The organism is Streptomyces sp. RKAG290 (assembly GCF_023701695.1).
GTDB lineage: Bacteria > Actinomycetota > Actinomycetes > Streptomycetales > Streptomycetaceae > Streptomyces.
Window position 1 is genome coordinate 44,765 of record NZ_JAJOZC010000001.1, and the last position, 26,730, is coordinate 71,494.

Consider the following 26,730-nt stretch of genomic DNA (forward strand, 5'->3'; position numbering starts at 1 on the left):
GTACCCGAACCACTCCCGTCCCGACCGGCGTTCACCCGCCTCGGTCAACCGGTCCAGGCCGGGGCTCCCCCGCCCAGCCGATTCACCAGGTTCATCGGATTCATCGGATTCTCACTCAACCCGACTACGGTGGCTGCCGTGACCCAGACGAGCCCTCCCGGCTGGCATCCAGACCCCGGGTATACAGGATTTGGCCCCCTCCAGGAACGCTGGTGGGACGGCATGCAGTGGACCGATCAGCTCCGCGTGCCGCCGGCGGCACGCCGCAGCCGCCGGATACGCGTCGCGGCCGGCATCACCGCCGGCGTGGTGGTCCTCGCCGCCATCGGGGGCGGCGTGTATCTGCTGTCGGACGACTCCGGCAAGAAGACGGACAAAACGGCAGCCGCCCCGTCCACCCCGCCCTCCCCGGCGCCGAGCCGGCCCGGTGCACCGGGTGGCAGCGGCGGGAACGGCGGCGCCGGTGGCGGTGGCGGTGGCGGTGGCGGGGACGAGAACCCCGGGCAGCAGCAGCCGCAGACCGAGGACGGCTACGCGACGGACCTGGCCAGCGGCATCAGCATCCCGGTCCCCGACGGCTGGAAGGGCCAGTCGGGCGTGGGCGCCGGGGTGACCGTCGGCACGTACGCCTGTCCCGGAAAGCCCAAGGAGCAGTGCGTGCGCGGCGGGGTGTTCTCCGCGCCGGCCGAGGCGCTGAAGCTGAGCACCAAGACCGCGAAGGCCACGGCCGAGAAGGACATCACCACCAACGCGAAGGAGTCGTACGGCGGGGAGATCTACGGCGCCATCACCTCGCACCAGCAGCTGAAGTCCGAGGCGGTCACGGTGGCCGGCCAGCAGGGCTACCGGGTGCGCTGGAAGGTCTTGACGCAGAAGGGCGACGACGGGTACGTCGAGTCGCTGGCATTCCCCTCGCCCCGGGCCAAGAACATGTTGATCGTCATCCGTTCGGGCTTCGACATCAACACCAAGGCACCCGCCCTGTCCGTCCTGGACGACATCACCAAGGGCATCAAGGCCGCGGAGGGCACGGGCTCCGGTCCGGGCACCACGGCCTGACCCTCCCTTCGGGGACGCCGGGCGGCCCGGGTGAGTACCCGGGCCGCCCGGACTGAGTACGTCAGCCGATCCCGCGCCGGTCCCCGACTGCTGGAATGGGGTCATGGCTCCCGACACAACGCGCCCCCGCTTGCAGCACGTCACCGGTGCCGGCACCACGCTGGCCGTCACCCTGGCCCCGTTGGTGATCGGGGTCCTGCTGGCCCGGACGATGGCCCTGGACCCCCACTCCCCCGTGAACGCCCTGATCACCCGGGGCGCCCGCGGCACGGGCATCTCGCCCGCCGAGTGGCGCGGCTGCGGCAGGAACGCGCTGCGACGGTGCGGCCGGACCCTGCGGACCCGCACCCACCGCACCCGGCCGGCGGCACGCGGCCCCGAGGCGGCACCCGGCGGGCGCGCCCGGCACCTCGCTCAGCCCAGCCGGTAGACGAACGAGGGCCAGGGCTCCCCGGTCGCCCGCCGCCAGAGCCGCCTGACCTCCTCCGGATCCCGGGCGCCTGCCCAGGCGAAGGCACTGACGCAGGCCGCGTGCACGTCACTCTGACCCGTGCGCCGGGTGAGCAGGCGGATACGGTGCAGGGCCGCCACGGCCTCGTCCGCGCGGCCGGCGTCGAGATGGGCGTCGACGGCCACGCCGAGGGTGACCACGAGTTTCGACAGGACCGCTTCGAGATCTGCCTCGTGCCGCTTGTGGTCACCCGCCGCCATGAGCGCCCGCAGGATTTTCTCGGCCTCCGTGAAACAGGCTTCCGCTTCCTCGTCATCCGCCGCACCGTGCAGGGCCCCGCCGAGAATCCGCAGCCGCCGCGCGACGAGTGCCCGGTGGGCCTCCCCGTCCGGTTCCGTCAGGCGGCGCGTGATCTCCAGCGCCTCGCGGGCCGCGGCCACCGCGCCCTCGCCCGCGTCCGTGCGGCGCAGCCGGAAGCTGAGAACAGCCAGTGTCCGGGCCAGCTCCGGTTGGTGAACCACGGGATCGCGTTCGGCTGCGCGGCGGCAGAGGGCCACGCCGCGCTCGATGGCGGCCACGGACTCATGAACCTCTCCGGCCCGTGCGTGGCAGCGGGCCAGCCCGTCGAGAGCCCTGGCAAGCGCCGGCTCGTAGGCGTCGGGGTCGGTTTTCGCCAACCGCTCGCAGAGTGCGGCGAGTTCCCCCTGCGCGACCCGCTCCTCGGCGTGAGCATCCAGCTGGTCCAGCTGATGAGCAAGGCACTCCAGGGCAATCACCAGCCGGCGTTCGCCCGACGCCGAGTCGCGAGCGACCAGTGTGCGGCAGATGTCTACGGCCTCAGCCGCCGTCTCCCGCGCCCGGTCGAGTTCCCCGGTGGCGCCCCGACACCATGCCAGGTCGCTGAGCAACCGGGCACGCAGGGACAGGCCCTCCGGGTACAGCCGGAGCAGGGGGCCGTCGATGCGCTGTCGTGCGTCGTCGCCCACCGAGACCGCCTCGTCGTACTGGGCGAGCTTGCGCAGCCCGGCGGTCAGCTCGACCAGCGTCCGTGAGTACAGCAGGCCCAGGCGGGACCGTCGCCACAGACCCAACTCCCCCAACGCGTCGTGACATTGACGGTAGACCTGGACGGATTCGCCCGTGCGCCCGGACCACCCGAGCACGCACGCGTAGGCGCGCAGCGCGCCGATCCGGCCGCCCGGTGACTGGTCGGCGCGACCGGTCGTGGCGTCTGCCCAGTCATTCACACACCCACGGGCCGCCACGAGCGCTTCGTCGAGCCGGCCGAGCCCAGCCAGTGCATAGGTCACTGTCAGGTGGCAGGGGGCGGTCCACGCCCTGGGCGCGTCGGCAACGGTGAGGGCCAGGGATTCCTCCACCGCGGCAAGCGCCTCCTCGTACCGCTCCGCAGCGAGGAGCAGTCCACCCTGCAGCGCGAGGGCTCGGGCCAGCCGTTCCCTTTGACGACCGTGGGAGCCCCCGGCAGAGGCCAGGACACGAAAAAGGGCGACTGCTTCCCCGCCCCACTCCAGCCGCCGCACCAGAGGATGCGGCCGCAGGCGCAGCCACGGGGTGGACGAGCAGCGCAGTAGTACCAGGCCGAGCAACGGTCCGGCCGGACGGAGCCCGGCCCTGGTTGCGTGCCTCAACGCGGGCAACAAGGCCCGGACAGCTCCCATGTGCTCCCCCTCGGCGCTCGGCGGTCGTACTGATGACGGCTGGGGGCGCGGCCCGGTTGCGGCCCCGGCGTGGCACGGATCGGTCCCTGGACGGCTACGGGCCGGTGACAGCGTCGGCTTCTGCCGGAAAACCGGTTCCCCCGGCAGTACCCGGATCCCTAGACTCACCACGCATCACGCGCCGGGTCTTCGCCATGGCGCACACCGTGACCAGTGAGGGGAGACCTGCCGTGCGCTACCGCACCGCTGTCGTCGTACCCCTGTCGCGGTACGAGGTGATCCTGGTGTCCACCTCGGCCCGGCGTCGGCTGCGCGGCCGGCCCCGGACATCCTGACGAACAACTCCCTGGTCCTGTGCGGTCCTTGATGGACCGTCGGTGCGACGGCACCCCCATGTGGGCGGTGTGCCGCGTCCGTGGGTTTCCGGGGGCCTGAGCACAGGCCGGTTCGTCGGGGGATCGCGCCGTCTTCTTCCGGATCACCCCGAAAGGCCACGGACCGTGCGTACCGAACTGCACCGTCATCTCACCAGCGCACTGACCGGCGTTCGCAATCTGGGCATCCTCGCCCATGTCGATGCCGGCAAGACCACCGTCACCGAACGGATCCTCTACGCCACCGGCACCACCCACAAACGAGGTGAGGTCCATGACGGGACGACCATCACGGACTTCGACCCGCAGGAACGCGACCGCGGTATCACCATCTTCGCCGCCGCGGTCAGTTGCAGCTGGGCGGGCCACCGGATCAATCTGATCGACACCCCCGGCCACGTCGACTTCGCCGACGAGGTCGAGCGTTCACTGCGGGTGCTCGACGGGGCGATCGCGGTGTTCGACGCCGTCGCAGGCGTGGAACCGCAGAGCGAGTCCGTGTGGCGCCAGGCCGACCGGCACGCGGTCCCGCGCATCGCCTTCGTCAACAAGCTCGACCGCGTCGGCGCCGACCTCGACGCGGCGGTCGCCTCGATCCGGGAGCGGCTGCACACGGTGCCGTTGGTGGTCCAGCTGCCGATCGGGAGCGAGGAGCGGTTCACCGGGGTGGTGGATCTGCTGCGCATGCGCGCACTGGTCTGGGCCGACGGCAGTGGCACGTACGAGGAGGGCGAGGTCCCCGACGATCTGCGGCAGGAGGCGCACCGGCGTCGGCGGATGCTGGAGGAGGCCGTGGCGGAACTCCACCCGGCCGCGTTGGAGGAGTTCTGTGCGCAGTCCACGCTCTCCGCACGGACGCTGGCCGAGGCGCTGCGCGATCTGACCCGCACGGGTGAGGGCGTCGTGGTGCTGTGCGGTTCGGCCTACCGCAACCGCGGCATCGAGCCGCTGCTGGAGGCCGTCGTGGCCTACCTGCCCTCGCCGTTGGACGTGCCGCCGGTGCGCGGCATGCTCGGCGACTCGGTGCAGGAGCGGGCCGCCGATCCGGCGGCGCCGTTCGCCGCGCTGGCGTTCAAGGTGAACGCGACCGCGACGGGCCGGCTGACCTATCTGCGGGTGTACTCGGGCACGATCAGGAAGGGGGAGACGGTGCTGGACGTGGCCGCGCGGCGCAGCGAGCGCGTCGGCCGGATCTTGCGGGTCCAGGCGGACCGGCATGTCGATGTGGACGCGGCGGTGGCCGGGGACATCGTCGCGGTGATCGGCCTCAAGGCCGCCCGGGCCGGTGCCACGCTGTCCGCGCCGGGCGCCCCGCTGGTCCTCGAACCGCCCACCGTGGCCGATCCGGTCGTGTCGGTGGCGGTCGAGGCCCGGCGGAGCACCGACACGGAGCGGCTGATGTCGGCACTGGCACGGCTGGTCGAGGAGGACCCGTCGCTCGCGGTGCGGACGGACTCCGAGACGGGTCAGACCGTGCTTTCGGGCATGGGCGAACTGCATCTGGAGGTGGCGGCCGAGAAGATCCGCCGCGCTCACGGACTGGACGTCCGGGTCGGCCGGCCACAGGTGGCATATCGCGAGACCGTCGTGCGTGGCGTGCCGGGTCTGGTGTACCGGCACGTCAAGCAGGACGGTGGGGCCGGGCAGTTCGCCCATGTCGTCCTCGACGTAGAGCCGTTGGAGGCCGAGGACGGTCATGACGGTGAGGGTGCGGCGGAGTTCGTGTTCCGTTCGGCCGTCGTGGGCGGAAGGGTGCCGCAGGAGTACGTGCGGGCGGTCGAGGCCGGCTGCCGGGACGCTCTGGTCGAGGGTCCCGTCGGTGGGCATCCGGTGACCGGGGTACGGGTGACGCTGACCGATGGCGCCACCCATCCCAAGGACTCCTCGGAGATGGCGTTCCGCACGGCCGGCCGGTTCGCACTGCGGGAAGCCCTGCGCGCCTGCACGATGGTGCTGCTGGAACCGGTGGCCGAGGTCACGGTCACCGTGCCCGACGATGCCGTCGGCGGGGTGCTCGGCGACCTGGCCGCACGGCGCGGACGGGTCTCCGGCTCCACCGCGCGGGCAGGTGCGGCGGTGATCACGGCGACCGTGCCACTGGCCGAGCTGTTCGGCTACGCGACGAGGCTGCGCAGCCGGACCCAGGGCCGGGGAACGTTCACCACCCGGGCCACGGGCTACGCCCCGGCACCGAGCACGGTGCCGGGCCGGTAGTGCGCGGCCCCGGGTCGTAGCCCGCCGGGGCCGGTCCCACACGTCAGCGTGGGGCCGGTCCCGGGCCGGTCCCAGCCCCCCTCGGCAGGTGGAGGCAGGTGGAGGCGGTCCCACCCGTCAGGCCGAGGGCCCGTCGCCGGTCCCACCCGTCGGTGTGCGGGCCGGTCCCACCCGGTGGCGCGGGGCGACGCCCGCACCCTCAGCGGCGGGGGCAGCCCGCATCCCGCACCGCGGCGGCTGCCCGCACCGCTCCGGTGCGGGCGGCCCCGGCCGCCCGTACAGGGAGGGCAGCCGCGGCCGTGACGCGGAGGTCAGAGCACAGGGACGGGGTACGTCGGGTACTCCACCCCGGACACGTGCTGCACGACCCGGATGACCTGGCAGGAGTAGCCGAACTCGTTGTCGTACCAGAGGTAGAGGATCGCGTTGTCGCCGTCGACCTGGGTCGGGCCCGCGTCGACGATGGAGGCGTGGCGCGAGCCGATGAAGTCGCTGGAGACCGCGTCGGGTGCGGTGGTGAAGTCGATCTGGCGCTTGAGCGGCGAGGTCAGCGACACCTCGCGGAGGTGGTCGAGGACCTCCGTCCGGGTGGTCTCACGTCCGAGCTTCAGGCTGAGGATGGCGATCGACACGTCCGGCACCGGGACGCGGATCGAACTGCCCGTGATCGTCGCGTCGAGGTCGGGCAGCGCCTTGGCCACGGCGGATGCCGCACCGGTCTCGGTGATGACCATGTTGAGCGGCGCCGACCGGCCCCGGCGGTCGGAGCTGTGGTAATTGTCCAGCAGGTTCTGGTCGTTGGTGAACGAGTGGATCGTCTCCACGTGACCGCGCAGCACGCCGTACTCGTCCGCCATCGCCTTGAGCGGCGGGACGATCGCGTTGGTGGTGCAGGAGGCGCACGAGATGATCTGCTCGTCCGGCTTGATCATGTCGTGGTTGACGCCGTGGACGACGTTGGGGACGTCCCCCTTGCCCGGCGCGGTGAGGACGACCTTGGCGACGCCGGGGCGCAGGTGCTGCGACAGCCCCTCGCGGTCGCGCCACCTGCCGGTGTTGTCGATGAGGACGGCGTTCCGGATCCCGTACGCGGTGTAGTCCACCGTCGTCGGGTCGTCGGAATAGATCACCTTGATCTCGTTGCCGTTGGCGATGATCTTGTTGTTCGCCTCGTCGACGGTGATCGTGCCCTGGAACTGGCCGTGGATGGAGTCGCGGCGCAGCAGCGAGGCGCGCTTGACGATGTCCTGGCCGGCCGCTTTGCGGACGACGATGGCGCGCAGCCGCAGCCCGTTGCCGGAGCCCGCCTTCTCGATGAGCAGCCTGGCGAGGAGCCGGCCGATGCGGCCGAAGCCGTAGAGGACGACATCGCGGGGTTCCTGGCGCTCGATCTTGTCGGCGCCCGTGGCGCCGGCGACGGCGTCGGCGGTGAACTCCGCCGCGGAAAGGCCGCGGTCGTCGGCCCGGTACATCGCGGCGAGCATGCCGATGTCGATCTGGGAAGGCCCGAGATCGAGCGCGGCGAGGGCCTGGAGGAACGGCAGCGTCTCGGTGACCGAGAGCTCCTCACCGGCGATCTGCCGGGCGAACCGGTGGGTCTTCAGGATGCTGACCACCGACTTGTTCACCAGGGAGCGGCTGTGCAGCAGGACGGTGACGTCCCGCTCCCGGTGCAGCTTCCCGATGATCGGGATCATCGACTCCGCGATCTCCTCGCGGTTCTTCCAGTTGGTGAACGAGTCGTCATTGACAGTCACAGGTTTATCTTTCGAGCTAGGAGGCGCTCATATGCTAACCCGCTCCTCTTTTGATCGTTCAGACGGTGCCCGCCAAGAGCCGGCCGCCGGGACCGGGACGCGTACACACTGCCGACACGAAGTCGTCATACGGGCAGCGGAATGTGCGTCCAACTGCGGTGGTTCCAGTCAGACATGACTGTTGGAGTAGCACTCGCCGCGACCGGTCCCGGCAACCAGATCGACGCCACCGTGCAGCTCGCCCGGGAGGCCGCCGCCGCGGGACTGCGGTCCGCCTGGTTCGGGCAGACCTTCGGGGCCGACTCACCTCAGCTCGCCGCACTCGTCGGGCGGGAGGTACCGGGCCTCGACGTGGGAACGTCCGCGATTCCCGTTTTCGGACGCCATCCGCTCCTGGTGTCCAGCCAGGCCCAGACCGCGCAGGCGGCCACCCACGGCCGCTACCACCTCGGACTCGCGCTCGGCACGAAGCTGTTCACCGAGGCGGGCTTCGGCATCCCCTACGAGCGGCCCATCGCCCGGCTGCGGGAGTTCCTCACCGCACTGCGGCAGCTGACCGAGACCGGCACCGCCGACTTCCACGGCGAGCTGATCACCGCGGCCACCCCGATGCCGGCCCGCGTGCCGGGGGCGGAGGGAGGCGTGCCGCTGCTCGTCGCCGCGATGGGTCCGCAGGCCCTGCGCGTCAGCGGTGAGCTGGCGGACGGGATCCTGCCCTACCTCGCGGGACCGCGGGCCCTGGCCGAGCACATCGTCCCGGCCGTCAACGCCGCCGCGCAGGCCGCGGGGCGTCCCGCGCCCCGGATCGTCGCGCTCGTGCACGGCGTGGTCACCGGTGATCCCGACGCCGCGCGCGAGACGGCCACCGAACAGCTGGCGTTCTACGAGCAGATCCCGTCCTACGCGCGGGTCGTGGAACTGTCCGGCGGCAAGCGGGCCGCCGACGTGGCCGTGATCGGCGACGAGCGGACGGTCGCCGCCGAGGTGCAGCGTTACCGGGACGCCGGGGCCACCGAGGTGGTGTTCTCGGGGACGGACATGGCCGGGGAAGCCGACCGGCACCGGACCTGGGCGCTTCTGGGAGAGCTGGCCGGCTGAGCGTTCGGACGGTTGGCGGACGGACTCTGCTCAGTTCGGCGACGACCCGATCCGCCCGGCCGTACCGAGCGCGGCTCGGAGGTACCGGGCGCGGTGGACGTCCGCACCGGCCCGGTCGGGGGCCGGTGCGGGCGCCCGCGGCCGCCGAAGCAGCAGGGGTTTGTTCTGACGTATATACGTACGGAGCTTGAGTCGAACGTGCGGCATACTGAAGCCGTGGCACAACGTTCCGAGGAGCCCGCCGTGGAGTCGATCACCAGGCTGATCACCATCGACCGAAGCAGCCCGGTGCCGCTGTACTTCCAGGTCGCACAGCAGCTTCAGCAACTCATCGAGTCCGGCACCCTGGCGCCCGGGACGCGCCTGGAGAACGAGATCGCGCTGGCCGACCAGTTCGGGCTCTCCCGTCCGACCATGCGCCAGGCCATGCAGCATCTGGTGGACAAGGGTCTGCTCGCCCGCAAGCGCGGGGTGGGCACCCAGGTGGTCAACAACCGGGTGCGCCGGCAGATCGAGCTGACCAGCCTGTTCGAGGACCTGACCCGCGAGGACCGGCGGCCGCGCACGGAGGTGCTGTCGATGCGGACCGTGCCCGCGTCCGGCAAGGTCGCGGTGGCGCTCAAGCTGGAACCCGGCGCGGACACCGTGGCCCTGCGCAGGCTGCGCTACGCGGACGACGAGCCCATAGCGGTCATGGAGAACCACCTGCCGGCCGGCCTGCTGCGGCTGACCGAGGAGGACCTCACCGGACACGGCCTCTACCAACTCCTCAGGCGGGCGGCATCTCCCTGCGAACCGCCGACCAGACCATCGGGGCGCGCAGGGCCACAGCGGCTGAGTCCCGCCTGCTGGCCGAGCCCCGCGGCGGCACCCTGCTGACCATGGAGCGCACGGTCATCGGCGACGCGGGCCGCCCGGTGGAGTTCGGCTCGCACCTGTACCGGGCGTCCCGGTACTCCTTCGAGATGACGCTCACCGCCCGCTGACCCGGCGCCCGCCGGTCAGTGGAACGACCGGGCAGGGCGGCGGCCATGATCGGCACCTCGCTACCTCGTGCGGCCCGCCCGCCGCGCCGCCTGCTGGTCCATCGCCAGCCAGACGCGGTCCCGGGTCACCGGCATCTCGGTGAAGCGGATGCCTGTGGCGTCGTACAGCGCGTTGGCGAACGCGGGGCCACCGGGTTGAACGGGCTCTCGCTCATCGACTTGGCCCCCAGCGGGCCGATCGAGTCGGTCGTTTCCATGAAATGGACCTCGGTACGCGGCACGTCGGCATATTGCGGGAGGCGATAGCGGCGGAAGGCCGCCGTGGTCACCTCGCCCCGCTCGTCGAGCCGTACGGTCTCGAAGAGCGTGGCGCCCAGGGCCTGGGCGACGCCGCCCTCGATCTGCCCTCGGCACTGCAGCGGATTCATCACCTTGCCGGCGTCGGCGGCGTGGACACTGCGCAGGATCTTCATCTCCCCGGTGTCCGGATCGACGGCGATCCGGAACCACTGGGCGTTGAACGCCACCGAACGCGGGCTGCCGCCCCAGTGGCCGTCCGCCGTGATCTCGTCCTGTGCCCCCGCGGTGTGGGCCGCCTCGCAGAGCTCCTTCAGGGTGACGATCCGGCCTGCGCAGTCGAACCCGTCGGCGCCGAGCGTGCACAGGTGGCGGGCGACTCCCGAGTGCCGGGCCGCGAAGGTCTTGAGGCGCCCGGCCAGGGACTCCGCGGCGAGCAGGACCGCCTTGCCGGCGACTACGGTGCCGGCCGAGCCGAAGGCCCCCGTGTCGTGCCGGACGACGTCGGTGTCGGACTGGCGGATGACGATCCGGTCGACGGTGGTGTTGAGTGCCCCGGCGGTGATCTGTTTGTGGACGGTGGTGGTGCCGTTGCCGAACTCCGCCGTGCCGACGGCGATGTCGTAGGTCCCGTCGGTGAGGAGACTGACGGTCGCGTCGGCGTAGTGCCCGCCCGGCGGGCCGGTGGCGATCATGGCCATCGCCGTGCCCTGGCCGGTCAGCCACCCCTGCGGGGCGTCCTCGGCGCTCCGGTCCTCCGCGAGGGCGGTGCGGACGATTCCCAGGCACTGGGCGAGGCCGTACGAGGCGATGTGCAGGTCCTCCTCCTCGCCGATCGGGCTGACCATGTGATCGCCGGGGCCGATGATGTTCTTCTCCCGGAAGGCGAGCGGGTCCATGCCCAGGCGGCGGGCCATCTCGTCCATGGCGGATTCGACGGCGAAGGTGACCTGGCCCAGGCCGTAGCCCCGGAAGGCGCCCGCGGGGACACCGTTGGTGTAGACGGAGTAGGCGTCGACCTTCTTGTGCGGTGCCCGGTAGACGGCGAAGGACTCGCCGACGCTGTGGAACATGACCGCGGGGCCGTGGTTGCCGTACGCACCGGTGTTGGAGACCACCCGCATCCGGATCGCGGTCAGCGTGCCGTCCCTGCGGGCGCCCAGCTTGATGCGGATCGTGAAGGGGTGGCGGGTGGTGGCGCCGTGGAACTGCTCGGCGCGGGTGTATTCCAGCTTGACCGGGCGGCGCAGCTTGAGCGCGGCAAGGACGACGATGTCCTCCGTCAGCATCTCCTGCTTGCCGCCGAAGCCGCCGCCGACCCGGCCCGCCACGACCCGGACCTCGTCCTCCGGAAGGCCGTAGAGCGCGCACAGTGCGCGGCGGGTCAGGAACGGGGTCTGGGTGCTGGAGCGCACGGTGAGCCGCTCACCGCCGCCGTCGTCCTTCGGCTCGAAGTAGGCGACGCAGCCGTGCGTCTCCAGGCTGGCGTGCTGGACGCGCTGGGTGCGGAAGGTCTCCTCGTACACGACCGCCGCTTCGGCGAACCCGTCCTCGACGGAGCCGACCTCGCCGTGCACCTCTCCGGCCACGTTGTTCTCGACGCGGGCGATCCGCATCTGCGGACCCTTGCCGGCGTGGATGACGGGCGCGCCGGCGCGCATGGCCTCCTCGGGATCGGTGACGTACGGGAGTTCCTCGTAGGTCACCTCGATCCGCCGGCAGCCTTCCTCGGCCGCCTGCTCGCTGTCGGCGACGACGGCGGCGACGCGCTGGCCGACGTGGCGGACCGTGTCGTCGAGGACGCGGGTGTCATCGGGGTCCTCGGTGGGGTGCTCGTGCCGGGCACTGGAGTACAGCGTGTCAGGGGCGTCCTCGTGGGTGAGGACGGCGTGGACCCCTGGGACGCGGCGGGCTGCCGAGGTGTCGATGGCGAGGATGCGGGCGTGCGGGTGCGGGGAGCGCAGCAGCTTCATGTGGAGGAGCCCGGGGACCTCCACGTCGAAGGTGTACCGGGCGGTGCCCGTCACGACCTGGGGGCCGGCGGGGGCGCCGAGGCTCTTGCCCACCGCCTGCCCTGCGCAGGGGCGTTCGGTGTGCCGCACGCCGTGGACCGCGTCCTCGATGGCGCGGTATCCCGTGCAGCGGCAGATGTTGCCCTTGAACGCCCGGGGGAGGTCATCGAGCTTGCCGTCGTCGTGGGCGGTGCCCTTCTCCTCTTCGAGTGCGGCCGTGGTCATCAGGAAGCCCGCTGTGCAGAAGCCGCACTGGAACCCCTGGGCGTCCAGGAACTTCTGCTGCACCGGGTGGAGTTCACCGTCCCTCCCGGCCAGCCCCTCCACCGTGGTGACCGACCGGCCCTCGGCCCGTACGGCCGGATAGAGACAGCTGTGGACCGGCTCGCCGTCGACATGGACCGTGCAGGCACCGCAGTCGCCGGCGTCACAGCCCTTCTTCACCCCGAACCAGCCGCGCTCGCGCAGATAGGTGCGCAGGCACTGCCCGGAGCGGGGCTCGGAGTCGAAGGGCTGATCGTTGACCTGGATGCTGAAGCTCATCGCACACCGTCCCGGGTGAGTTCGTGACGGACCTGCTCGGCCAGGTGGAAGGCCATGTGGCGCCGCCACTCGGGCAGCCCGTGGATGTCGTCGAACCAGTCGGCGTCGCGCACGGCCGAGGCGATCGCCGCGCGCAGCACGGCCCGGGTGGGCGGCAGGGCGAACCAGAGGCGGAACGGCCGTCGGGTCGCGGCCGTGACGGTCACGGCCAGCGATCCGTCCACCGGGTCGAGCGTCCCGATGACGAGTGCGCCGGAGCGCCCCAGGCCGTAGAGCGACGCCTGCCGGAAAGCGGTACGGCACCTCAGCGAGCGGGCGGGGATCGTCACCGAGCGCAACAGCTCACCCTCGGCGAGATCCTTGCGGCCGGCTCCGGTGACGAAGTCCGCGGTCCTCACCCGCCGGGTCGAGCCGCCCTGGGCCCGGAGCAGGCACTCGCCGTCGAGGGCCGCGGTCAGCGAGATCATCGGGCCGGCCGGCAGGGCGTTGCAGAGGTTCCCGCCGACGGTCGCCATGTTCCAGATCTTGAACGAGGCGAGGAAGGCGCGGCAGCACTGCTCGAACAGCGGGGCGGCCGCCGCGTCGAGCGTCCGTCCGAACCGGGAGAGCTGCGCGACCGTGCAGGTGGCCGCGATCTCCACCGACCCCTCCGGCAGGGTGCGGATCGGCTCCCAGCCCATCCGGCTCAGATCCACCAGCCGCCGCAGATGCGGCTGCGGTTCGGAGAACAGGTACGTCCCGCCGCCGAGCCAGGCGTCGCCCGGACGCCAGGGCTCGTGACGGCGTGCGTCACGCACGTCGAGAACCGTGTTCAGATCCATGTCTGCCACCCACTTCAGCCGCTGCTTCCCTTGCCAGTGAAGCCGGGCAGGAGGCCGAAAACGACTGGTGCGCAGCACGGAAAACCTCCGACCGGACAGAGCATCTCCTGGTGAATCATCCAAGAGGGATACTGCCCCTGTTCCCTTGCATTTACGATGATGCGACTCGCACTCACCTTGTGGATGTGAGAAGCCGGGACAACGGGTCCGGTGGCCGCACGAGGAGTCAGCGCATGCATGTCGGAGACCTTCTCCAGAGCGAGGGGCTCGATCTCACCCTCATCTGGGGTGACGAGAATCTGCTCAGCCAGGAAATCAGCGGAGTGACCGCCACCGACCTGGAGGACCCCGCCCGCTTCCTCCAGTCCGGCGAGATCGTGCTCAGCGGCCTCGTGTGGTGGAACGAGACGGACTGCCGGGCCAGGACCGAGCGCTTCGTCCGCGCGCTGGCGGAGTCCGGGGCCACGGCGCTCCTGGCCGGGGAGGAGACCCACGGCACCGTCCCCGCCGACGTCTCCGACTCCTGCCGCGAACACCGCATCGCGCTGCTGGCCGTACCGGCGCACACCAGCTTCCGGACGATCACCGAAGCCGTGTACCGGCGCCAGTGGGGCGACTTCAGCCGCCGCCCTACGGACCACTTCGCCCTGCCCGAGAACGTGCGCATCGACCTCGGCCGCCTCATCGACCAGGGCGCCGATGCCGGCGCACTCCTGGCGCGGGCGCTCGCCCCGTTCGGTACGCCGCCCGGTTACGTGCTCACCAGCAGCGGGCGCACCATCGCCCGCACCCCGGCGGCCCCCGGGCTGCGCCCCGTGCAGGCCGCCGAGCACCTGCGCGGCCTCACCGGAGAGACGCTGCGGGTCCAGGGCGATACGACACCGTACGACGCCTGGTACCTCCATGTGCCGAAGCCCGGCGGGGCGCCTCCCCGGGCCCTGCACGAGATAGCCGAGGCCATCGGCCAGTACCGCCACCATCTCGACGTCAGGCAGGCGGCCCGGAGCCGTAACGGGCAGAACCTGATCACCCTCGTCGACCGGGGCAACGCCGACACCGGAGCCCTGACGAACGCCCTCGAGTCCTGCGGGCCGCTCGCCGAAGGGCCCTGGCAGGTCGTGGTCGCGACCGCCGGTGGACAGCTTCCGGCCGGCGCGGCCAGGGACGCGCTCAAAGAGGCCCTGCGACACCTCCCGTCCACGGTCTTCGCGGCCGGCACAACCCCTGACACGGAAGCCGTCGCCGTCGTACGCAGCGCCGCCGGCGACCTCTCCCCGCTCCGCGAGGTCTGGTCCCTGCTGGACGGCTGCCGGCCCGGCACGCCGCTGCACGCCGGCATGAGTGCGCTCACCTCGGAGCCCACCGGACTCCACGCCGCCCTCGCCCAGGCCCGCTACGCCCTCACGGCGGCGCGGCACAGCTCCCCGACGACCGGCCACGTGACCGTGGTCGAGGAACTCTCGTCACTGGAGTCACTCCTGGCCGGTGTCCCCGCCGACGTCCGGACAATCTTCAGCGCCACCACACTCGGCCCGCTCGCCCACGGCGAACCGGCCTCGCACCACAGGCTCCTGGAGACCCTGGAGACGTTTCTCGCCCACAACTGCTCCTGGGCCCGCACGGCCGAGGCCCTGCATCTGCACGTCAACACGGTCCATTACCGCATCGAGCGCGTTCAGGTCCTCACCGGACGGGATCTCTCCCGGCTCGACCACAAACTCGACCTGCGCGCCGCACTTCTGTGCCGCTGAGACGCCAGGTGCGGCGGCACCGGCCGGCCGGGGAGACGCCGACGTCCTCGGCGCGGAGGCGGTGGCCGGGTCGCCGCCGGCGTTGGCCTAGAGTGCCGGGGTGCCTTCGTACAGCATTGGCCAGGCCGCGGAGCTGCTGGCAGTAAGCCCGGAAACCGTGCGCCGTTGGGCGGACGGTGGTCATCTCGCGATGAACCGGGGCGGGTCCGGGAACCGGGTGATCGACGGCGTCAGCCTGGCGGCCTTCGCCACGGAGCGGGCGCAGGGCCTGCATCCGGTCCCCGGGGAGATCCTGACGTCGGTGCGGAACTCCTTCGCGGGGATCGTCACCGCCGTGAATGTCGACGAGATCGTGGCCCAGGTCGAGATCCAGTCGGGGTCGCACCGGCTGGTGTCACTGATCAGCCGCGAGTCGGTGGAGGAACTCGGCCTGGAGGTAGGGGTCCTGGCAACGGCACGGGTCAAGTCGACGAACGTGCACATCGACCGCCCAGGATCCCACGGCTGAGAGAGGGCCGCACAGCCCCTTCGCGAGTTCACCGATCACGGGGGGCGGTGCGATGCCGGTGGCGGGACGGCCCCGGCGGCGGGGCGGGCAGCAGCCGCTCGGGGGTCAGACCGCTGCCAGGGAGATCTCGGTCGACTTGATCAGGGCGACGACGGACTTCCCGGCGGCGAGGTCCAGGTCGGTCACCGCGTCCCTGGTGATCGCGGCCGTCAGCTCGCCGCCCTCGACGGACACCTTGACGCTCGCCATGGCGCCGCCGGTCGCGACGTCGGTGATGGTGCCGGGGATCTGGTTGCGGATGCTGAGCCCCTCGACGGGGCCCGTGGCCAGGGACACCTCGGTGGACTTGACCAGCGTGCGGACCGATGCCCCTTCGGCGAGGCCGAGTTCCTTGACGGCTTCGAGCGTGATCGCGGCCGTGATGTCCTGACCCCCGTCAGCCGGACCTTCACGGTGGCCATGACCTCGCCTGCGGTGACAGCGGTGACGGTGCCGGGAATCTGGTTACGGATGCTCAGGCTCATGACGTGGCGCCTCAAATGAGTAGCGAAATGCCAGGTATTTCCTGGTCTGCACTTGCACAGTAGCCACTCCCGGAACCGCCGTGCGGCCGTCCGTCGCAGGCGCGAGGGTGATTTGGTGCCCCACCTGGCAGAGCGGAGGCTGCGGCTGCCGGGCGGCCAACACCTCCCTCCGCGGCCTCCTGGCCCCGCGGATTCGGCACATCCTCCAATTGAACGCGCATTTGCCATAGAGCTTCGTATTACACATTGGAAATGCAAGCCGAATAGGCCTATGGTGGCGCACATGCAGTCCTACACCATCGGGCAGGCCGCTCGTCTGCTCGGCGTCAGTCCCGACACCGCGCGCCGCTGGGCGGACGCCGGGCGGGTCACGACCCACCGCGAGGAGAGCGGTCGCCGCCTCATCGACGGCGGGGACCTGGCCGCCTTCTCCGTCGAGGTGGCCCAGGGCGGCACGGGTGAGGACGGCACGGCATACACCTCCGCCCGCAACGCGTTCCCGGGCATCGTCACCGCGGTCAAGCTGGGTGACGTCGCGGCCCAGGTCGAGATCCAGGCCGGTCCGCACCGCCTCGTCTCGCTCCTGACCAGGGAAGCGGTCGAGGAACTCGGGCTGGAGGTCGGCATGCAGGCCACCGCCCGCGTCAAGTCGACCAGTGTGCACATCGACCGCACCTGACGAACGTTTCGACTGCTCAGCTCTCAACAGCGCCATCCGGCGGCGTCGCCCTTCCCCGAGCTCTCGAACACACGCGAGCGGGGGAGGCCCCATTCGGCGCGGCTCACCACATCCGCTCGGGCGGCACCAGCCGACCGCGTCCCCAAGGAGTCACACCCTCATGTCCTTCACCCTCACCAGACGACGCGCCGCGGCCGCCGTCATCATCGCCGGCCTGCTCGTCCCTCTCTCCGCGTGCGGCAGCGACGACGACACGAAGGACTCGGCGACCGAGCCCAGTGCCTCGGCGTCCACGACCGGCGCGCCGAAGGCCGACCTGACGGTGCTCGCCGCCGCCTCGCTGACCGACGTCTTCAAGACGGCCGGCGCCGCGTACGAGAAGGAGAACCCCGGCACGAAGCTCAAGTTCTCCTTCGCCGGCTCGCAGCAGCTCGCGGCCCAGGTCAAGCAGGGCGCCCCCGCCGACGCCCTGGTCACGGCGGACACCAAGACGATGGACGGCCTGCAGTCGGACACCGGATCGCCGACCGTCATCGCGAAGAACCGCCTGGTGATCGCCACGGGCAAGGGCAACCCGGAGAAGGTCGAGAACCTCAAGGACCTCTCCGACCCCAAGCTGAAGGTGGTGCTCGCCGCCCCCGAGGTGCCGGTGGGCCGTTACAGCAAGCAGATCCTGGACGCCCAGAAGATCGACGTGAAGCCGGTCTCCCAGGAACTCGACGTCCGCTCCGTCCTCAGCAAGGTCGAACTCGGTGAGGCCGACGCAGGTCTCGTCTACAAGACCGATGTCGCCACGGCCACCGACAAGGTGGACGCCGTCGACATCTCGGACGCGCAGAACGCCGTCGCCTCCTACCCGGCAGCGACTCTGAAGACCTCGAAGCACAGCGCGGCCGCGGCCGCGTTCGTAAAGTGGCTGTCCACCCCCGAGGCGCAGAAGATCCTCGCCGACGCGGGCTTCCAGCAGCCGTAACGGGCAACAGCCCCGTGCGGGCGGCCCGGTTCGGGGGACCGGGCCGTCCGCACGGCACTTCCAGCATCAGGGACCCTCGATGAGACGCCTTCGCCGCCGCGCCACCGGCCCCCGCGCACCGATCGCCCTGGCGATCCCCGCGCTGCTGGCCATCGCCTTCCTGCTGCTCCCGCTGCTCGGGATCCTCGCCCGCACCACATGGGGTGAACTGGGCGCGCATCTCACCAGCCCGGGGACGACCGAAGCGCTGAAGCTCTCGCTGGTCGTCTCCGCCTGGGCGCTGGGACTCTCGCTCGTCCTCGGCGTCCCGCTGGCCTGGCTGCTGGCCCGCGTCGACTTCCCGGGCAAGGCGTTCGTCCGCTCTCTCGTACTTCTGCCGATGGTGCTGCCGCCCACCGTCGGCGGTGTCGCCCTCCTGCTGGCCTTCGGCCGCCGTGGCCTGCTCGGCCCCTGGCTGGAGGACACGCTGGGCATCACCCTGCCCTTCCACACCTCCGGTGCCGTCGTCGCCGCGACCTTCGTCGCGATGCCGTTCCTCGTCATCAGCCTCGAGGGCGCGCTGGGCGGTCTGCGGCCCCGTTACGAGGAGACCGCCGCCTCCCTCGGGGCCTCGCCGCTGCGGGTGTTCTTCACCGTCACGATGCCCATGGTCGCCCCGGGCCTCATCGCGGGAGCCGCCCTCACCTGGGCCAGGGCTCTGGGCGAGTTCGGCGCCACCATCACCTTCGCCGGCAACCTCCCCGGCACCACCCAGACGCTGCCGCTCCAGGTGTATCTGCTGCTCCAGGACGAGCCGGAGGCGGCGACATCGGTCTCGCTGCTGCTGCTCGCCATCGCGATGGCCGTGCTGATCGTGCTGCGCGGCCGCTGGACGGGTACGCCCGCCGGCCGCTCGTCCGAATCAGGGCGCCGGATGGACGACGGCGAACCGGGGGCGATCCCGGCTCCCGCTCCCACGGACACCCGGCAGCCCGCAGCGCCGGAGAGCTGGTCCCTGCACGCCGACGTCACCGGCTTCAACCAGCTCACCCTGGACGCCCCACCCGGTACCACCATCGCCGTCGTCGGCCCCAACGGCGCCGGCAAGACCACACTGCTGCGCGCGCTCCTCGGCCTGACACCACGCGCCCATGCCGAACTCCGGCTCGGCGCCACCGATGTCACCGCGCTGCCACCCCACCGCAGGGGCGTGGCCTGGGTCCCGCAGGACGGTGCGCTCTTCCCGCACATGAACGCCCTCGCCAACACCGCGTACGGGCTTCGCTCCCACGGCGTGCCGCGCGCCGAGGCGCGGCGCAGCGCCCAGGAGTGGCTGGACCGGCTCGGCGTCGGCCACCTCGCCCGTCGCAGACCGGCTCAGGTCTCCGGCGGCCAGGCCCAACGGGTCGCGCTCGCCCGGGCGCTGGCCGCCCGGCCCCGGCTGCTGCTGCTCGACGAACCGCTCGCCGCCCTCGACCAGACCACCCGCGCCCAGGTCCGGCACACCCTGCGCCGTCACCTCGACGGCTTCGGCGGTGTGTGCCTCATCGTCACCCACGACCCCGTCGAGGCGGTCGCGCTCGCCGACCGGGTCCTCGTCCTTGACGAGGGCCGCACCCTCCAGGACGCCCCGCCCACCGACGTCACCCGCCACCCCCGCTCCCCCTGGGTGGCCCGCATGCTCGGCCGCAACGCCTGGCCCGGCACCGCCACCCCCGACGGCCTCCAACTCCCCGACGGAGGGCGCCTCGTGGTCGCCGACCCGCTGCCCGAAGGCACGCCGTGCCTCGCGGTCATCGCCCCGGAGGCCGTGTCCGTACACCGCGACAGGCCGACCGGCAGCCCCCGTAACGTCTGGTCCGGCACGGTCCGGGAGATCACCTCCAGCGGGAGCCGGCTGCGGATCCTGATCACGTCCGACCAGGTACCCGACCTGGTGGCCGAGATCACCCCGCAGGCAGCCGCGGAACTCGGCCTCACCGACGGCGTCCCGGTCTGGACCGGCATCAAGGCGACCGAGATCAACGTCGTGGGTCTCTGACCGGCTCGGGCCTGCACCGGTCCCCAGAAATGACCAAGGGCGGTTTCGGATACCTCCGAAACCGCCCTTACCTGCGACTGCCTCCAGTCGGGACGACAGGAGGTGAACCTGCGACCCCTTGACCCCCAGATCTCGAATGTCCGTCAAAGCGGATCAAGCCCACCTGCACCCTCGCTCCGGGACGCGGACGCCTGTGACGTGGAGGGATTCCGCCACAGCCCTGCGCACCTCTGGGCCGGCGAGGGAGCAGGTGTGCGGGGTCGGCTGCCGGAATGTATCCGCTGTGTATGCCCGCCTCCTTGAATCGCCGTGTCACCCGACGCAAGACGACAAGGGGAGCACCATGCACAAGAATTTCCGCCGGGCGCTGATCACCATGAGCGCGGTCGCGGCCACCGTGTTCACCGTTCCCACCGCTGTCGCGGCGCCGGTCGCGAACTCGCCGGAAGCCGCCATTGCCGCACGGCCCGCGTTCAAGATGCCCTTCGAGTGCAACCAGACCTGGCTCGGAAGCAACTGGTCGGGGCACAGTCCCGCGCACGCGATCGACTGGAACCACTACGACGCGAACGGCACCCCGGACGACGAGGGCCGCCGCGTGTTCGCCAGTGCCGGTGGCACGGTCGCGGAGTCGTACTACTCGACGGGCGCCGGGTACGGGAACACCATAGTCATCAGTCACGGGGGCGGCTGGCAGACACGGTACGCCCACCTGAAGACGCGTTCGGTGGCCGCGGGCGCCACGGTGAACGTCGGCCAGCAGATCGGCGAGGTCGGAAACACGTCCGCCCTCTACGACCTCACCCCGCACCTCCACTACGAGCAGAAGCTCAACGGCGCGGTCGTCGTCGCGGTCGTCCAGGGTGTCACGTGGAGCGACTACCTCAAGCGCAACCAGGTCAGCAACAACAGATGCTGACGCACCGTCGGGTGCCGGCGGGAGGACTGACCAGCACCCGATGACCCCCTGTACCAGGTGCGGGTGCGACGGCGGTCGCACCCGCACCTGTTTCCGTCGGCGCCGCTCAGCGCATCGAGCGGAGTCTGGCGTCCATCCGTCCGGCCTCGTCGGGCAGGCCCAGGCGGCGCCAGGTCGCGAGGGAGCGGTGGAAGTAGTGCCGCGCGGTCTGCTTACGGCCGGTCGCGTCGTGCAGCTCGCCCAGCAGGCCCGCAACCCGGGCCTCGGCGCGGCGGTCCCCCAGCTGCTGCTGCACAGCGAGTGCCCCGACCAACAGCGCCGACGCCTCACCGGCGTCGCCCTGCCGCAGACACAGTTCCGCGATGCTCTGCTGCACGTACGCGGCGCAGTGCAGGTCGGCCAGCTCGTCGAAGATACCGAGGGCGTGCTCCAGCTCGCCGCGCGCCGACTGCGGTTCGCCACGCAGTTCGTGGAGCACGGCGACTCTGCGGCGCACCTGTGCCTCGCGGTGCCGGTCCCCGTCGGCACGGGACAGCTCCAGAGCCCCGCGCAGCCAGCCGGCCGCGGTCTCCGGGTCCTTGCGTTCCAGCCAGACGGACGCGATCGCGTTGCGTGCCACGGCCTCGCCGTGCCGGTCGCCCGCCGCGGCGAACTCCTGGAGCGCGGCGGTGAACGTCGTGAGCGCGGTGCTGAGATCACCCACGATCCGGTGGACCGAGCCGGCCCCCACCGCGGCGACCGCCGCTCCCGTCGGGTGACCGAGCTCCGAGAAGAGCGCCCTGGCCCGGTCGAAGGAGGCGAGCGCGTCCGGGTACCGGTCCTGGTAGAGATGGACCTGGCCGAGGTTGCGCAGCAGGGCCGCTGCCCTGACGTCGTCGTGCTGCGGCATGGCGTCCAGCACGAGCCGGTGGGTCCGCAGCCAGTCCCCGTAGGCGCCGCGCATGTCGAAGAAGCCCGCCAGTTCGATCGCGAGGTCGGCGGCCCGGTCGGTGCGCCCGAGCCGGACGGCGGCGTCGACGGCGCCGACGAGGTTGCGGTGCTCGCTCTCGAACCAGTCGACGGGCCGGGCGCGCACCGTGGGGGCGACGGCGCGCGCCGGTCCCTCCGGCAGACCCCGCTCGCCGGGCTCGCCCAGCACACCGAGGAAACGGGTGGGCATGGCGGCGTTGGCGGAGCGGGCGAAGGCGGTGAGCGCGTCGATGACCCGGAGGCGCCGCCGCAGCCGGACCTCCTGATTGTCCGTCAGGGCGAGTTCCCGGGCGTAGGACCTCAGGAGGTCGTGCATGCGGTAACGGTTCAGGCCGAGATGGTCCCTGCCCACGACTTCGACGAGGTGTTCGTCGAGCAGGGTCTCCAGGCCCCCCGCCGTCTCCCTGTCGCACCCCGTCGCGACGGCGACGAGCCAGCCCGGGACGGCGTCGTCGGGCAGGTCGCCGAACGTGCGGAAGGCGTGGGCGGCGGGTTCGGGCAGATGGCGGTAGCTGAGTTCGGCCCCGGCCCGCACCTCCAGTTCGCCGGAGCGGACCACCCCGAGGCGGCCCCGCTCGTCGCGCAGCGAGTCGGCCAGCGTGCCGACGCTCCAGCCGGGCCGGTTCACGAGCCGGGCTGCCGCGATCCGTACCGCCAGCGGCAGTGACCCGCACTCGGCGAGGACACGGTCGGCATCGGCCCCTCCCGGCGCAGCCGGTCCGCGCCGACGATGGCCCCGAACAGGGCGCGGGCGTCGTCGTGCCGCATCAGCCCGAGCGGGCAGGCGTGCGCCGGCAGACCGGGCATCCGGCGCCGCGAGCTGACCAGCACCGCCGAGCCGCCCGTGCCCGGGAGCAGGGGGCTCACCTGTGCGCCGCCCAGGGCGTCGTCGAGCACGATGAGGAAGCGCCGCTGGGCCAGACGGGAACGGAACATCGCGGCGCGTTCGCCCGGTTCACCGGGTATCGCGCTGTCGATGACGCCCAGGCCACGCAGCATCTCGGCCAGGACGTCCACCGGCTCACGGGGGCACTCGCTCGTCCCCGCCAGGTCGACGAAGAGCTGCCCGTCGGGGAACGCGTCACGCACCCGGTGGGCGACATGCACGGCCAGCGTGGACTTCCCGGCACCCGGCGGCCCCGACACCGCCGCGACCACGGGCTGCCGACCGGCGGTGGACAGGAGCTCCTCCAGGTCGGCTACCTCGACGGCGCGACCGGTGAAGTCGGGAATGTCCATCGGCAACTGGCAGACGGGGACGGGTGTTGCCGCGCGGTGGCGGCCGGCGTAGCCGTTGACCTCGGCGCCGATGGCCCGCAGCGGTTCGCTCGGCTCGATCCCCAGCTCGGCGGCGATCACCCGCTCCGCCTCGGCGTACGCGAACTGCGCCTCGGCGCTGCGGCCCGCGTCGTTCAGCGCGTACACGAGCATCCGCCACAGATCCTCCCGCAGAGGGCTCTCGGTCAGCCGGGACCGCAGGCCGGAGACCAGATGGGCGTAGTCCCCGAGCCGGAGCCGCAACTCCAGGCACTCGTCGACCGCGACCGACCGCAGCCCTTCCATGCGCGTGATGGTCGGGTCCCACACCACGCTGGAGGGCACGTCCTGGAGCACCCCGCCGCGCCACAGGCCCAGGGCTGCTTCGTAGGCACGCAGTGCGGCGGCGTCCTCACCACGGTCGCGGGCGGCGCGGGCCGCCGTGAGCTGCTGCTCGAAGAGCAGCATGTCCACTTCTCCGGGCGCGATCTCCAGCGAGTAGCCGGAGGGCTCGGTACGCAGTCCGGCGACCGCCGCGGGGGGCAGCCGCAGCCGCAGCGCTCGTACGTATGTGCGTACGTTGGCGACCGCGGACCGAGGTGCGCCACCGGGCCAGAGGACCTCGGTCAGCAGGTCCAGCGAGACGAAGCCGCTCGGCTGGAGCAGCAAAGTGGCCAGTACGGCCCGGGGCTTGGCCCCGCCGATCCGTACCGGGACACCGTGCGCCCTCACCTGGAGCGGCCCCAGGACTCCGAAGGTCGGCTCCCTCACCGCAGTCCTCCGTGGTTTCGGCAACTTCGGTGCAGCGTAACGATGTTCGAAGTCTCTCCAGACAAAATCCGGGTGACGACTCCCACTCGATCCGCTCAGCGCTCGCCGCCGATCCGGACGCGTGGGTCAGGCTGCCCGTCCGGCACCGCGCCCGCCTGGGGTACGGCCCCCTGGCGGAATGCTCCTGAGGACGTTCCTTCAGGCCCGATGGTCCATGGCTTGACCACCGTGAATGCTGCTCCGTGGGGCCGCCACTGACGGCCGGGCGCGCGGCTCACCGCACGCGGGCGGACGCCCGGCTGCGGCTCTCCTCGTCCTCACTGGCCTCGCCCTAGTCCGGAACGTGGACGTCGAAGACGTCGATGTTGATCTCGACGGCTTCCAGACCGGTCACCGACGTCGATGTCACCGCTCCGGACCACCGGCGGAAGACAGTGCGCCGGAGTGGTTCGGCCAGCCAGGATTCGACAGAACGGGCACTGCGCCGGTTCATCGAGGGTGGGGCCGACGGGTTCAGCGCCGACCCGAACCAGACAGTCGCCGCCTGCCTCGACGCGCGGCTGACGCCGAAGTCGCTCGTGCTGAAGCCGACCACCATGGCCCGCTACCGCGAATACGTCCGCAACGACCTCGTCCCCGCGTTCGGCACCCTCAAGCTCGACCGGCTCGCCCACCGGCACATCTCAGCTTTCGTCACCAGCCGGCTCACCGCCGGCCGCGGCCGCACCACCCCCACCGGTGCCCAGCGCGCGCAATGACGCCGTCCGCCGGCACCGCCTCCCCCACGATCCAGCCTCTCCCCCGGTACTGCGCCGGCCGCCGTCGCCGGAACGACGGATCTGGACAGCGGGCGAAGACCCGGTCGAGCAGAGGATGGGTCGCCATCTCACCGCGAAACAGGCCGCACAGCAGGCCGTCGGCACCGTCGACCAAACCCTCACCACGGCCGCACGAGCCGCTGACCGCCTGCCCGGACCGGCGTGGCCGCGACCACATCCACCGTCTCCGCGAAGCCCTCCACAAGCTCCGCTCCCCCGCACCGCCCGCGACCAGCACCCCGGCGAACCTGCCCCGGGACGGTCGTGCGACCACACTGCGACCACCACGCCCCGGGACGCACGAAAGGCCGCCCTCTCATAGTTGAGAGAACGACCTCCGACCTGCGTTTCCGCATGGTCGGGACGACAGGATTTGAACCTGCGACCCCTTGACCCCCAGTCAAGTGCGCTACCAAGCTGCGCCACGTCCCGATACCCGTCTGACCTGGGGTTTCCCCGTGGCCGAACGCGCATGAGAACAATACCGCACTTCAACGGGTGGTCACGAACACCTTTGGGCGCTTGACCTCAACCATGCTTGATGTTGAACGCTGTGCCGCATGACGAAAACGACTGCCGCACCGGCGCCCGGATACCGCGATCTTGACCGGCTGATGAGCCTGATGACCGGTGACGAGAAGCACGGCCCCGCCGCCACCTCGACGCTCGACGCCCTGTGGGTGCTGTACGACCGGGTGCTGCGGGTGACACCCGAAAGCGCCGACGCCCCCGACCGCGACCGCTTCCTGCTGTCGAAGGGACACGGGCCGATGGCGTACTACGCCGTCCTCGCCGCGCACGGATTCTTCGACGAGGACCTGCTGGCCGGCTTCGGTTCGTACGACTCACCGCTCGGCCACCACCCCGACCGGCTGCTGGTGCCGGGCGCCGAGATCGGCAGCGGCTCGCTGGGGCACGGGCTGCCGCTGGCGGTGGGCACGGCCCTGGGGCTGCGAGCCCAGGGGCTGACCGGTCCCCGCGTGTGGGTGCTGACCGGCGACGCCGAGCTGGACGAGGGCAGCAACCACGAGGCGATCGCCTACGCGGGACCGGCAGGACTCGATCAGCTGCACACCGTGGTGATCGACAACGCCTCGGCGTCGTACGGCCGCCCCGGCGGCATCGCCGCCCGGTTCGCGACCGCGGGCTGGTCGGTCGCCTCCGTCGACGGGCGGGACCACGAGGCCCTGTTCGCCGCGTTCACCGCGCCCCACCCCGGGCAGCCGCGGGCCGTGGTCGCCCGCGTCGCCCCCAAGCGCTGAACCGGCGCGCCAGAAGACCACCGGAACCACGAACGGAAGAGGAACACCCCCATGGACACGATGCGCGACCGATTCATCGCGACCACCTCGCGCCTGCTCGACGAGGACCCCCGGCTGGCACTCGTCCTGGCCGAGATCAGCCGCGACGGCTTCGACCGGGCCGAGCGGGCCCATCCGGACCGGGTCGTCAACGTCGGCATCCGGGAGCAGCTGCTGATCGGTGCCGGGGCCGGGATGGCGCTCACCGGGCTGCGGCCGATCGTGCACACCTTCGCCAGTTTCCTGGTGGAGCGCCCCTTCGAGCAGGTGAAGCTGGACTTCGGCCATCAAGGCGTGGGCGGGGTACTGGTGAGCGCCGGTGCCTCCTACGACTGGCCGGCCGGCGGCTTCACCCACATGTCGCCCGGGGACGTCGCCCTGCTGGACACCCTGGACGGCTGGACCGTGCACGTACCGGGTCATCCCGACGAGGCCGAGACGCTGCTGCGGGAAGCCGCCGCCGGGAACGACCGCGTGTATGTGCGGCTGTCGCTGCAGTCCAACGACCGGGCGCGCCCGGTCGGCGGGGCCGGTGGGTTCAGCACCGTGCGCGAGGGGGCGGGCGGCGTGGTGATCGCCGTCGGGCCGATGCTCGACAACGTCCTCGCCGCGACGGAAGGGCTCGACGCCACCGTGCTGTACGCGACAACCGTGCGGCCGTTCGACGGCGACGCGCTGCGCCGGGCGGTCGGCGACCGGGCCGCCGCCGATGTCGTGATCGTCGAGCCCTATCTGGCGGGCACGTCGACAGGCGCGGCCAACGACGCACTCGCCGACCTCCCCCACCGGATCCTGGGACTCGGCGTGGCAAGCGAGGAACTGCGCCGGTACGGGCAGATGGACGAGCACCTCACCGCTCACGGCCTGGACCCGCACGGCCTGCGGCAGCGGATCGACGCGTTCCTCGGCCGGTGAGCGGACGACCGGGCGCGCGGGCGGCACCGGCCCA

At 71.6% G+C, this 26,730-nt stretch carries 19 protein-coding genes, 1 tRNA gene and 3 pseudogenes; 15 read left to right on the forward strand and 8 right to left on the reverse strand.

Translation table 11 applies throughout. The annotated features are described in order from the left end of the window. The first annotated feature begins 138 nt into the window (after positions 1–138). Both LNW71_RS00215 and LNW71_RS00220 read left to right on the forward strand, forming a co-directional pair. Positions 139–1,059, forward strand: a complete 921-nt coding sequence (locus tag LNW71_RS00215; protein WP_250966350.1) for a DUF2510 domain-containing protein — start codon at positions 139–141, stop codon at positions 1,057–1,059. Between the two features lie 103 nt (positions 1,060–1,162). Next, on the forward strand, positions 1,163–1,489 hold the full coding sequence (locus LNW71_RS00220; RefSeq protein ID WP_250966351.1) for a hypothetical protein: 327 nt from the start codon (positions 1,163–1,165) through the stop codon (positions 1,487–1,489). On the opposite strand, the gene LNW71_RS00225 is transcribed toward LNW71_RS00220, so the two are convergent. Beyond that, a complete protein-coding gene (locus LNW71_RS00225) occupies positions 1,474–2,889 on the reverse strand; it encodes a hypothetical protein (protein WP_250966352.1) in 1,416 nt (471 codons plus the stop codon). The genes LNW71_RS00220 and LNW71_RS00225 overlap by 16 nt on opposite strands. Before the next feature lie 494 nt (positions 2,890–3,383). On the opposite strand from LNW71_RS00225, the gene LNW71_RS00230 reads away from it, so the two are divergent. Together LNW71_RS00230 and fusA are read left to right on the forward strand one after the other, a co-directional pair. Next, positions 3,384–3,524: a hypothetical protein gene (locus tag LNW71_RS00230; protein WP_250966353.1), complete on the forward strand. Its 141-nt coding sequence runs from the start codon at positions 3,384–3,386 to the stop codon at positions 3,522–3,524. A 165-nt stretch (positions 3,525–3,689) separates the two neighbouring features. Next, positions 3,690–5,777: an elongation factor G gene (gene fusA, locus LNW71_RS00235; RefSeq protein ID WP_250966354.1), complete on the forward strand. Its 2,088-nt coding sequence runs from the start codon at positions 3,690–3,692 to the stop codon at positions 5,775–5,777. A gap of 311 nt (positions 5,778–6,088) precedes the next feature. Here fusA and LNW71_RS00240 read toward each other — a convergent pair whose 3' ends face one another. Further along, complete coding sequence (locus LNW71_RS00240) at positions 6,089–7,534, reverse strand: glyceraldehyde-3-phosphate dehydrogenase (protein WP_250966355.1); 1,446 nt, start codon at positions 7,532–7,534, stop codon at positions 6,089–6,091. A gap of 174 nt (positions 7,535–7,708) precedes the next feature. Between LNW71_RS00240 and LNW71_RS00245 the strand changes: the two genes are divergently transcribed. Together LNW71_RS00245 and LNW71_RS00250 are read left to right on the forward strand one after the other, a co-directional pair. Continuing rightward, on the forward strand, positions 7,709–8,632 hold the full coding sequence (locus LNW71_RS00245; RefSeq protein ID WP_250966356.1) for an LLM class F420-dependent oxidoreductase: 924 nt from the start codon (positions 7,709–7,711) through the stop codon (positions 8,630–8,632). A 243-nt stretch (positions 8,633–8,875) separates the two neighbouring features. Further along, a pseudogene (locus LNW71_RS00250) lies at positions 8,876–9,618 on the forward strand (GntR family transcriptional regulator). Between the two features lie 60 nt (positions 9,619–9,678). Here the strand turns inward: LNW71_RS00250 and LNW71_RS00255 are convergent. Together LNW71_RS00255 and LNW71_RS00260 are read right to left on the reverse strand one after the other, a co-directional pair. After that, a pseudogene (locus tag LNW71_RS00255) lies at positions 9,679–12,470 on the reverse strand (molybdopterin-dependent oxidoreductase). After that, on the reverse strand, positions 12,467–13,291 hold the full coding sequence (locus tag LNW71_RS00260; protein WP_250966357.1) for a xanthine dehydrogenase family protein subunit M: 825 nt from the start codon (positions 13,289–13,291) through the stop codon (positions 12,467–12,469). The pseudogene LNW71_RS00255 and the gene LNW71_RS00260 overlap by 4 nt, the downstream one beginning before the upstream one ends. Positions 13,292–13,524: 233 nt before the next feature. On the opposite strand from LNW71_RS00260, the gene LNW71_RS00265 reads away from it, so the two are divergent. Beyond that, positions 13,525–15,042, forward strand: coding sequence for a PucR family transcriptional regulator (locus LNW71_RS00265; RefSeq protein WP_250966358.1), 1,518 nt, complete (start codon positions 13,525–13,527; stop codon positions 15,040–15,042). A 100-nt stretch (positions 15,043–15,142) separates the two neighbouring features. Beyond that, on the forward strand, positions 15,143–15,550 hold the full coding sequence (locus LNW71_RS00270; RefSeq protein WP_250966359.1) for a TOBE domain-containing protein: 408 nt from the start codon (positions 15,143–15,145) through the stop codon (positions 15,548–15,550). A 105-nt stretch (positions 15,551–15,655) separates the two neighbouring features. Here LNW71_RS00270 and LNW71_RS00275 read toward each other — a convergent pair. Then, positions 15,656–16,074, reverse strand: a pseudogene (locus LNW71_RS00275) (molybdopterin-binding protein). 283 nt (positions 16,075–16,357) lie between these two features. Here LNW71_RS00275 and LNW71_RS00280 point away from each other — a divergent pair. The 4 genes from LNW71_RS00280 (at position 16,358) to LNW71_RS00295 (ending at position 20,665) form a co-directional block, all read left to right on the forward strand. Further along, on the forward strand, positions 16,358–16,753 hold the full coding sequence (locus LNW71_RS00280; protein ID WP_250966360.1) for a helix-turn-helix transcriptional regulator: 396 nt from the start codon (positions 16,358–16,360) through the stop codon (positions 16,751–16,753). A 160-nt stretch (positions 16,754–16,913) separates the two neighbouring features. After that, positions 16,914–17,726 carry a molybdate ABC transporter substrate-binding protein gene (gene modA / locus LNW71_RS00285; protein WP_250966361.1) on the forward strand — a complete coding sequence of 271 codons (813 nt, stop codon included), beginning with the start codon at positions 16,914–16,916 and terminating at the stop codon, positions 17,724–17,726. A gap of 79 nt (positions 17,727–17,805) precedes the next feature. Beyond that, positions 17,806–19,746 (forward strand): ABC transporter permease, encoded by a 1,941-nt coding sequence (locus LNW71_RS00290; protein WP_250966362.1) that lies wholly within the window; start codon positions 17,806–17,808, stop codon positions 19,744–19,746. 343 nt (positions 19,747–20,089) lie between these two features. Next, positions 20,090–20,665 carry a M23 family metallopeptidase gene (locus LNW71_RS00295; protein ID WP_250966363.1) on the forward strand — a complete coding sequence of 192 codons (576 nt, stop codon included), beginning with the start codon at positions 20,090–20,092 and terminating at the stop codon, positions 20,663–20,665. Positions 20,666–20,771: 106 nt separating this feature from the next. Here the strand turns inward: LNW71_RS00295 and LNW71_RS36340 are convergent, their stop codons facing one another. Both LNW71_RS36340 and LNW71_RS00305 read right to left on the reverse strand, forming a co-directional pair. Beyond that, positions 20,772–22,262 carry a tetratricopeptide repeat protein gene (locus tag LNW71_RS36340; protein ID WP_250966364.1) on the reverse strand — a complete coding sequence of 497 codons (1,491 nt, stop codon included), beginning with the start codon at positions 22,260–22,262 and terminating at the stop codon, positions 20,772–20,774. Beyond that, positions 22,259–23,662, reverse strand: coding sequence for an AfsR/SARP family transcriptional regulator (locus tag LNW71_RS00305; RefSeq protein ID WP_250966365.1), 1,404 nt, complete (start codon positions 23,660–23,662; stop codon positions 22,259–22,261). Before LNW71_RS00305 ends, LNW71_RS36340 begins: the two co-directional genes overlap by 4 nt. 362 nt (positions 23,663–24,024) lie before the next feature. Between LNW71_RS00305 and LNW71_RS00310 the strand changes: the two genes are divergently transcribed. Then, positions 24,025–24,420, forward strand: a complete 396-nt coding sequence (locus tag LNW71_RS00310) for an N-terminal phage integrase SAM-like domain-containing protein (RefSeq protein ID WP_250966366.1) — start codon at positions 24,025–24,027, stop codon at positions 24,418–24,420. Between the two features lie 415 nt (positions 24,421–24,835). Here LNW71_RS00310 and LNW71_RS00315 read toward each other — a convergent pair. Further along, a tRNA-Pro gene (locus LNW71_RS00315) sits at positions 24,836–24,912 on the reverse strand. Positions 24,913–25,040: 128 nt separating this feature from the next. On the opposite strand from LNW71_RS00315, the gene LNW71_RS00320 reads away from it, so the two are divergent. Both LNW71_RS00320 and LNW71_RS00325 read left to right on the forward strand, forming a co-directional pair. After that, entirely contained in the window at positions 25,041–25,742 is a 702-nt protein-coding gene (locus tag LNW71_RS00320) for a transketolase (protein ID WP_250966367.1), read from the forward strand. Between the two features lie 51 nt (positions 25,743–25,793). Beyond that, positions 25,794–26,696, forward strand: a complete 903-nt coding sequence (locus LNW71_RS00325; protein ID WP_250966368.1) for a transketolase — start codon at positions 25,794–25,796, stop codon at positions 26,694–26,696. Positions 26,697–26,730: the final 34 nt, after the last annotated feature.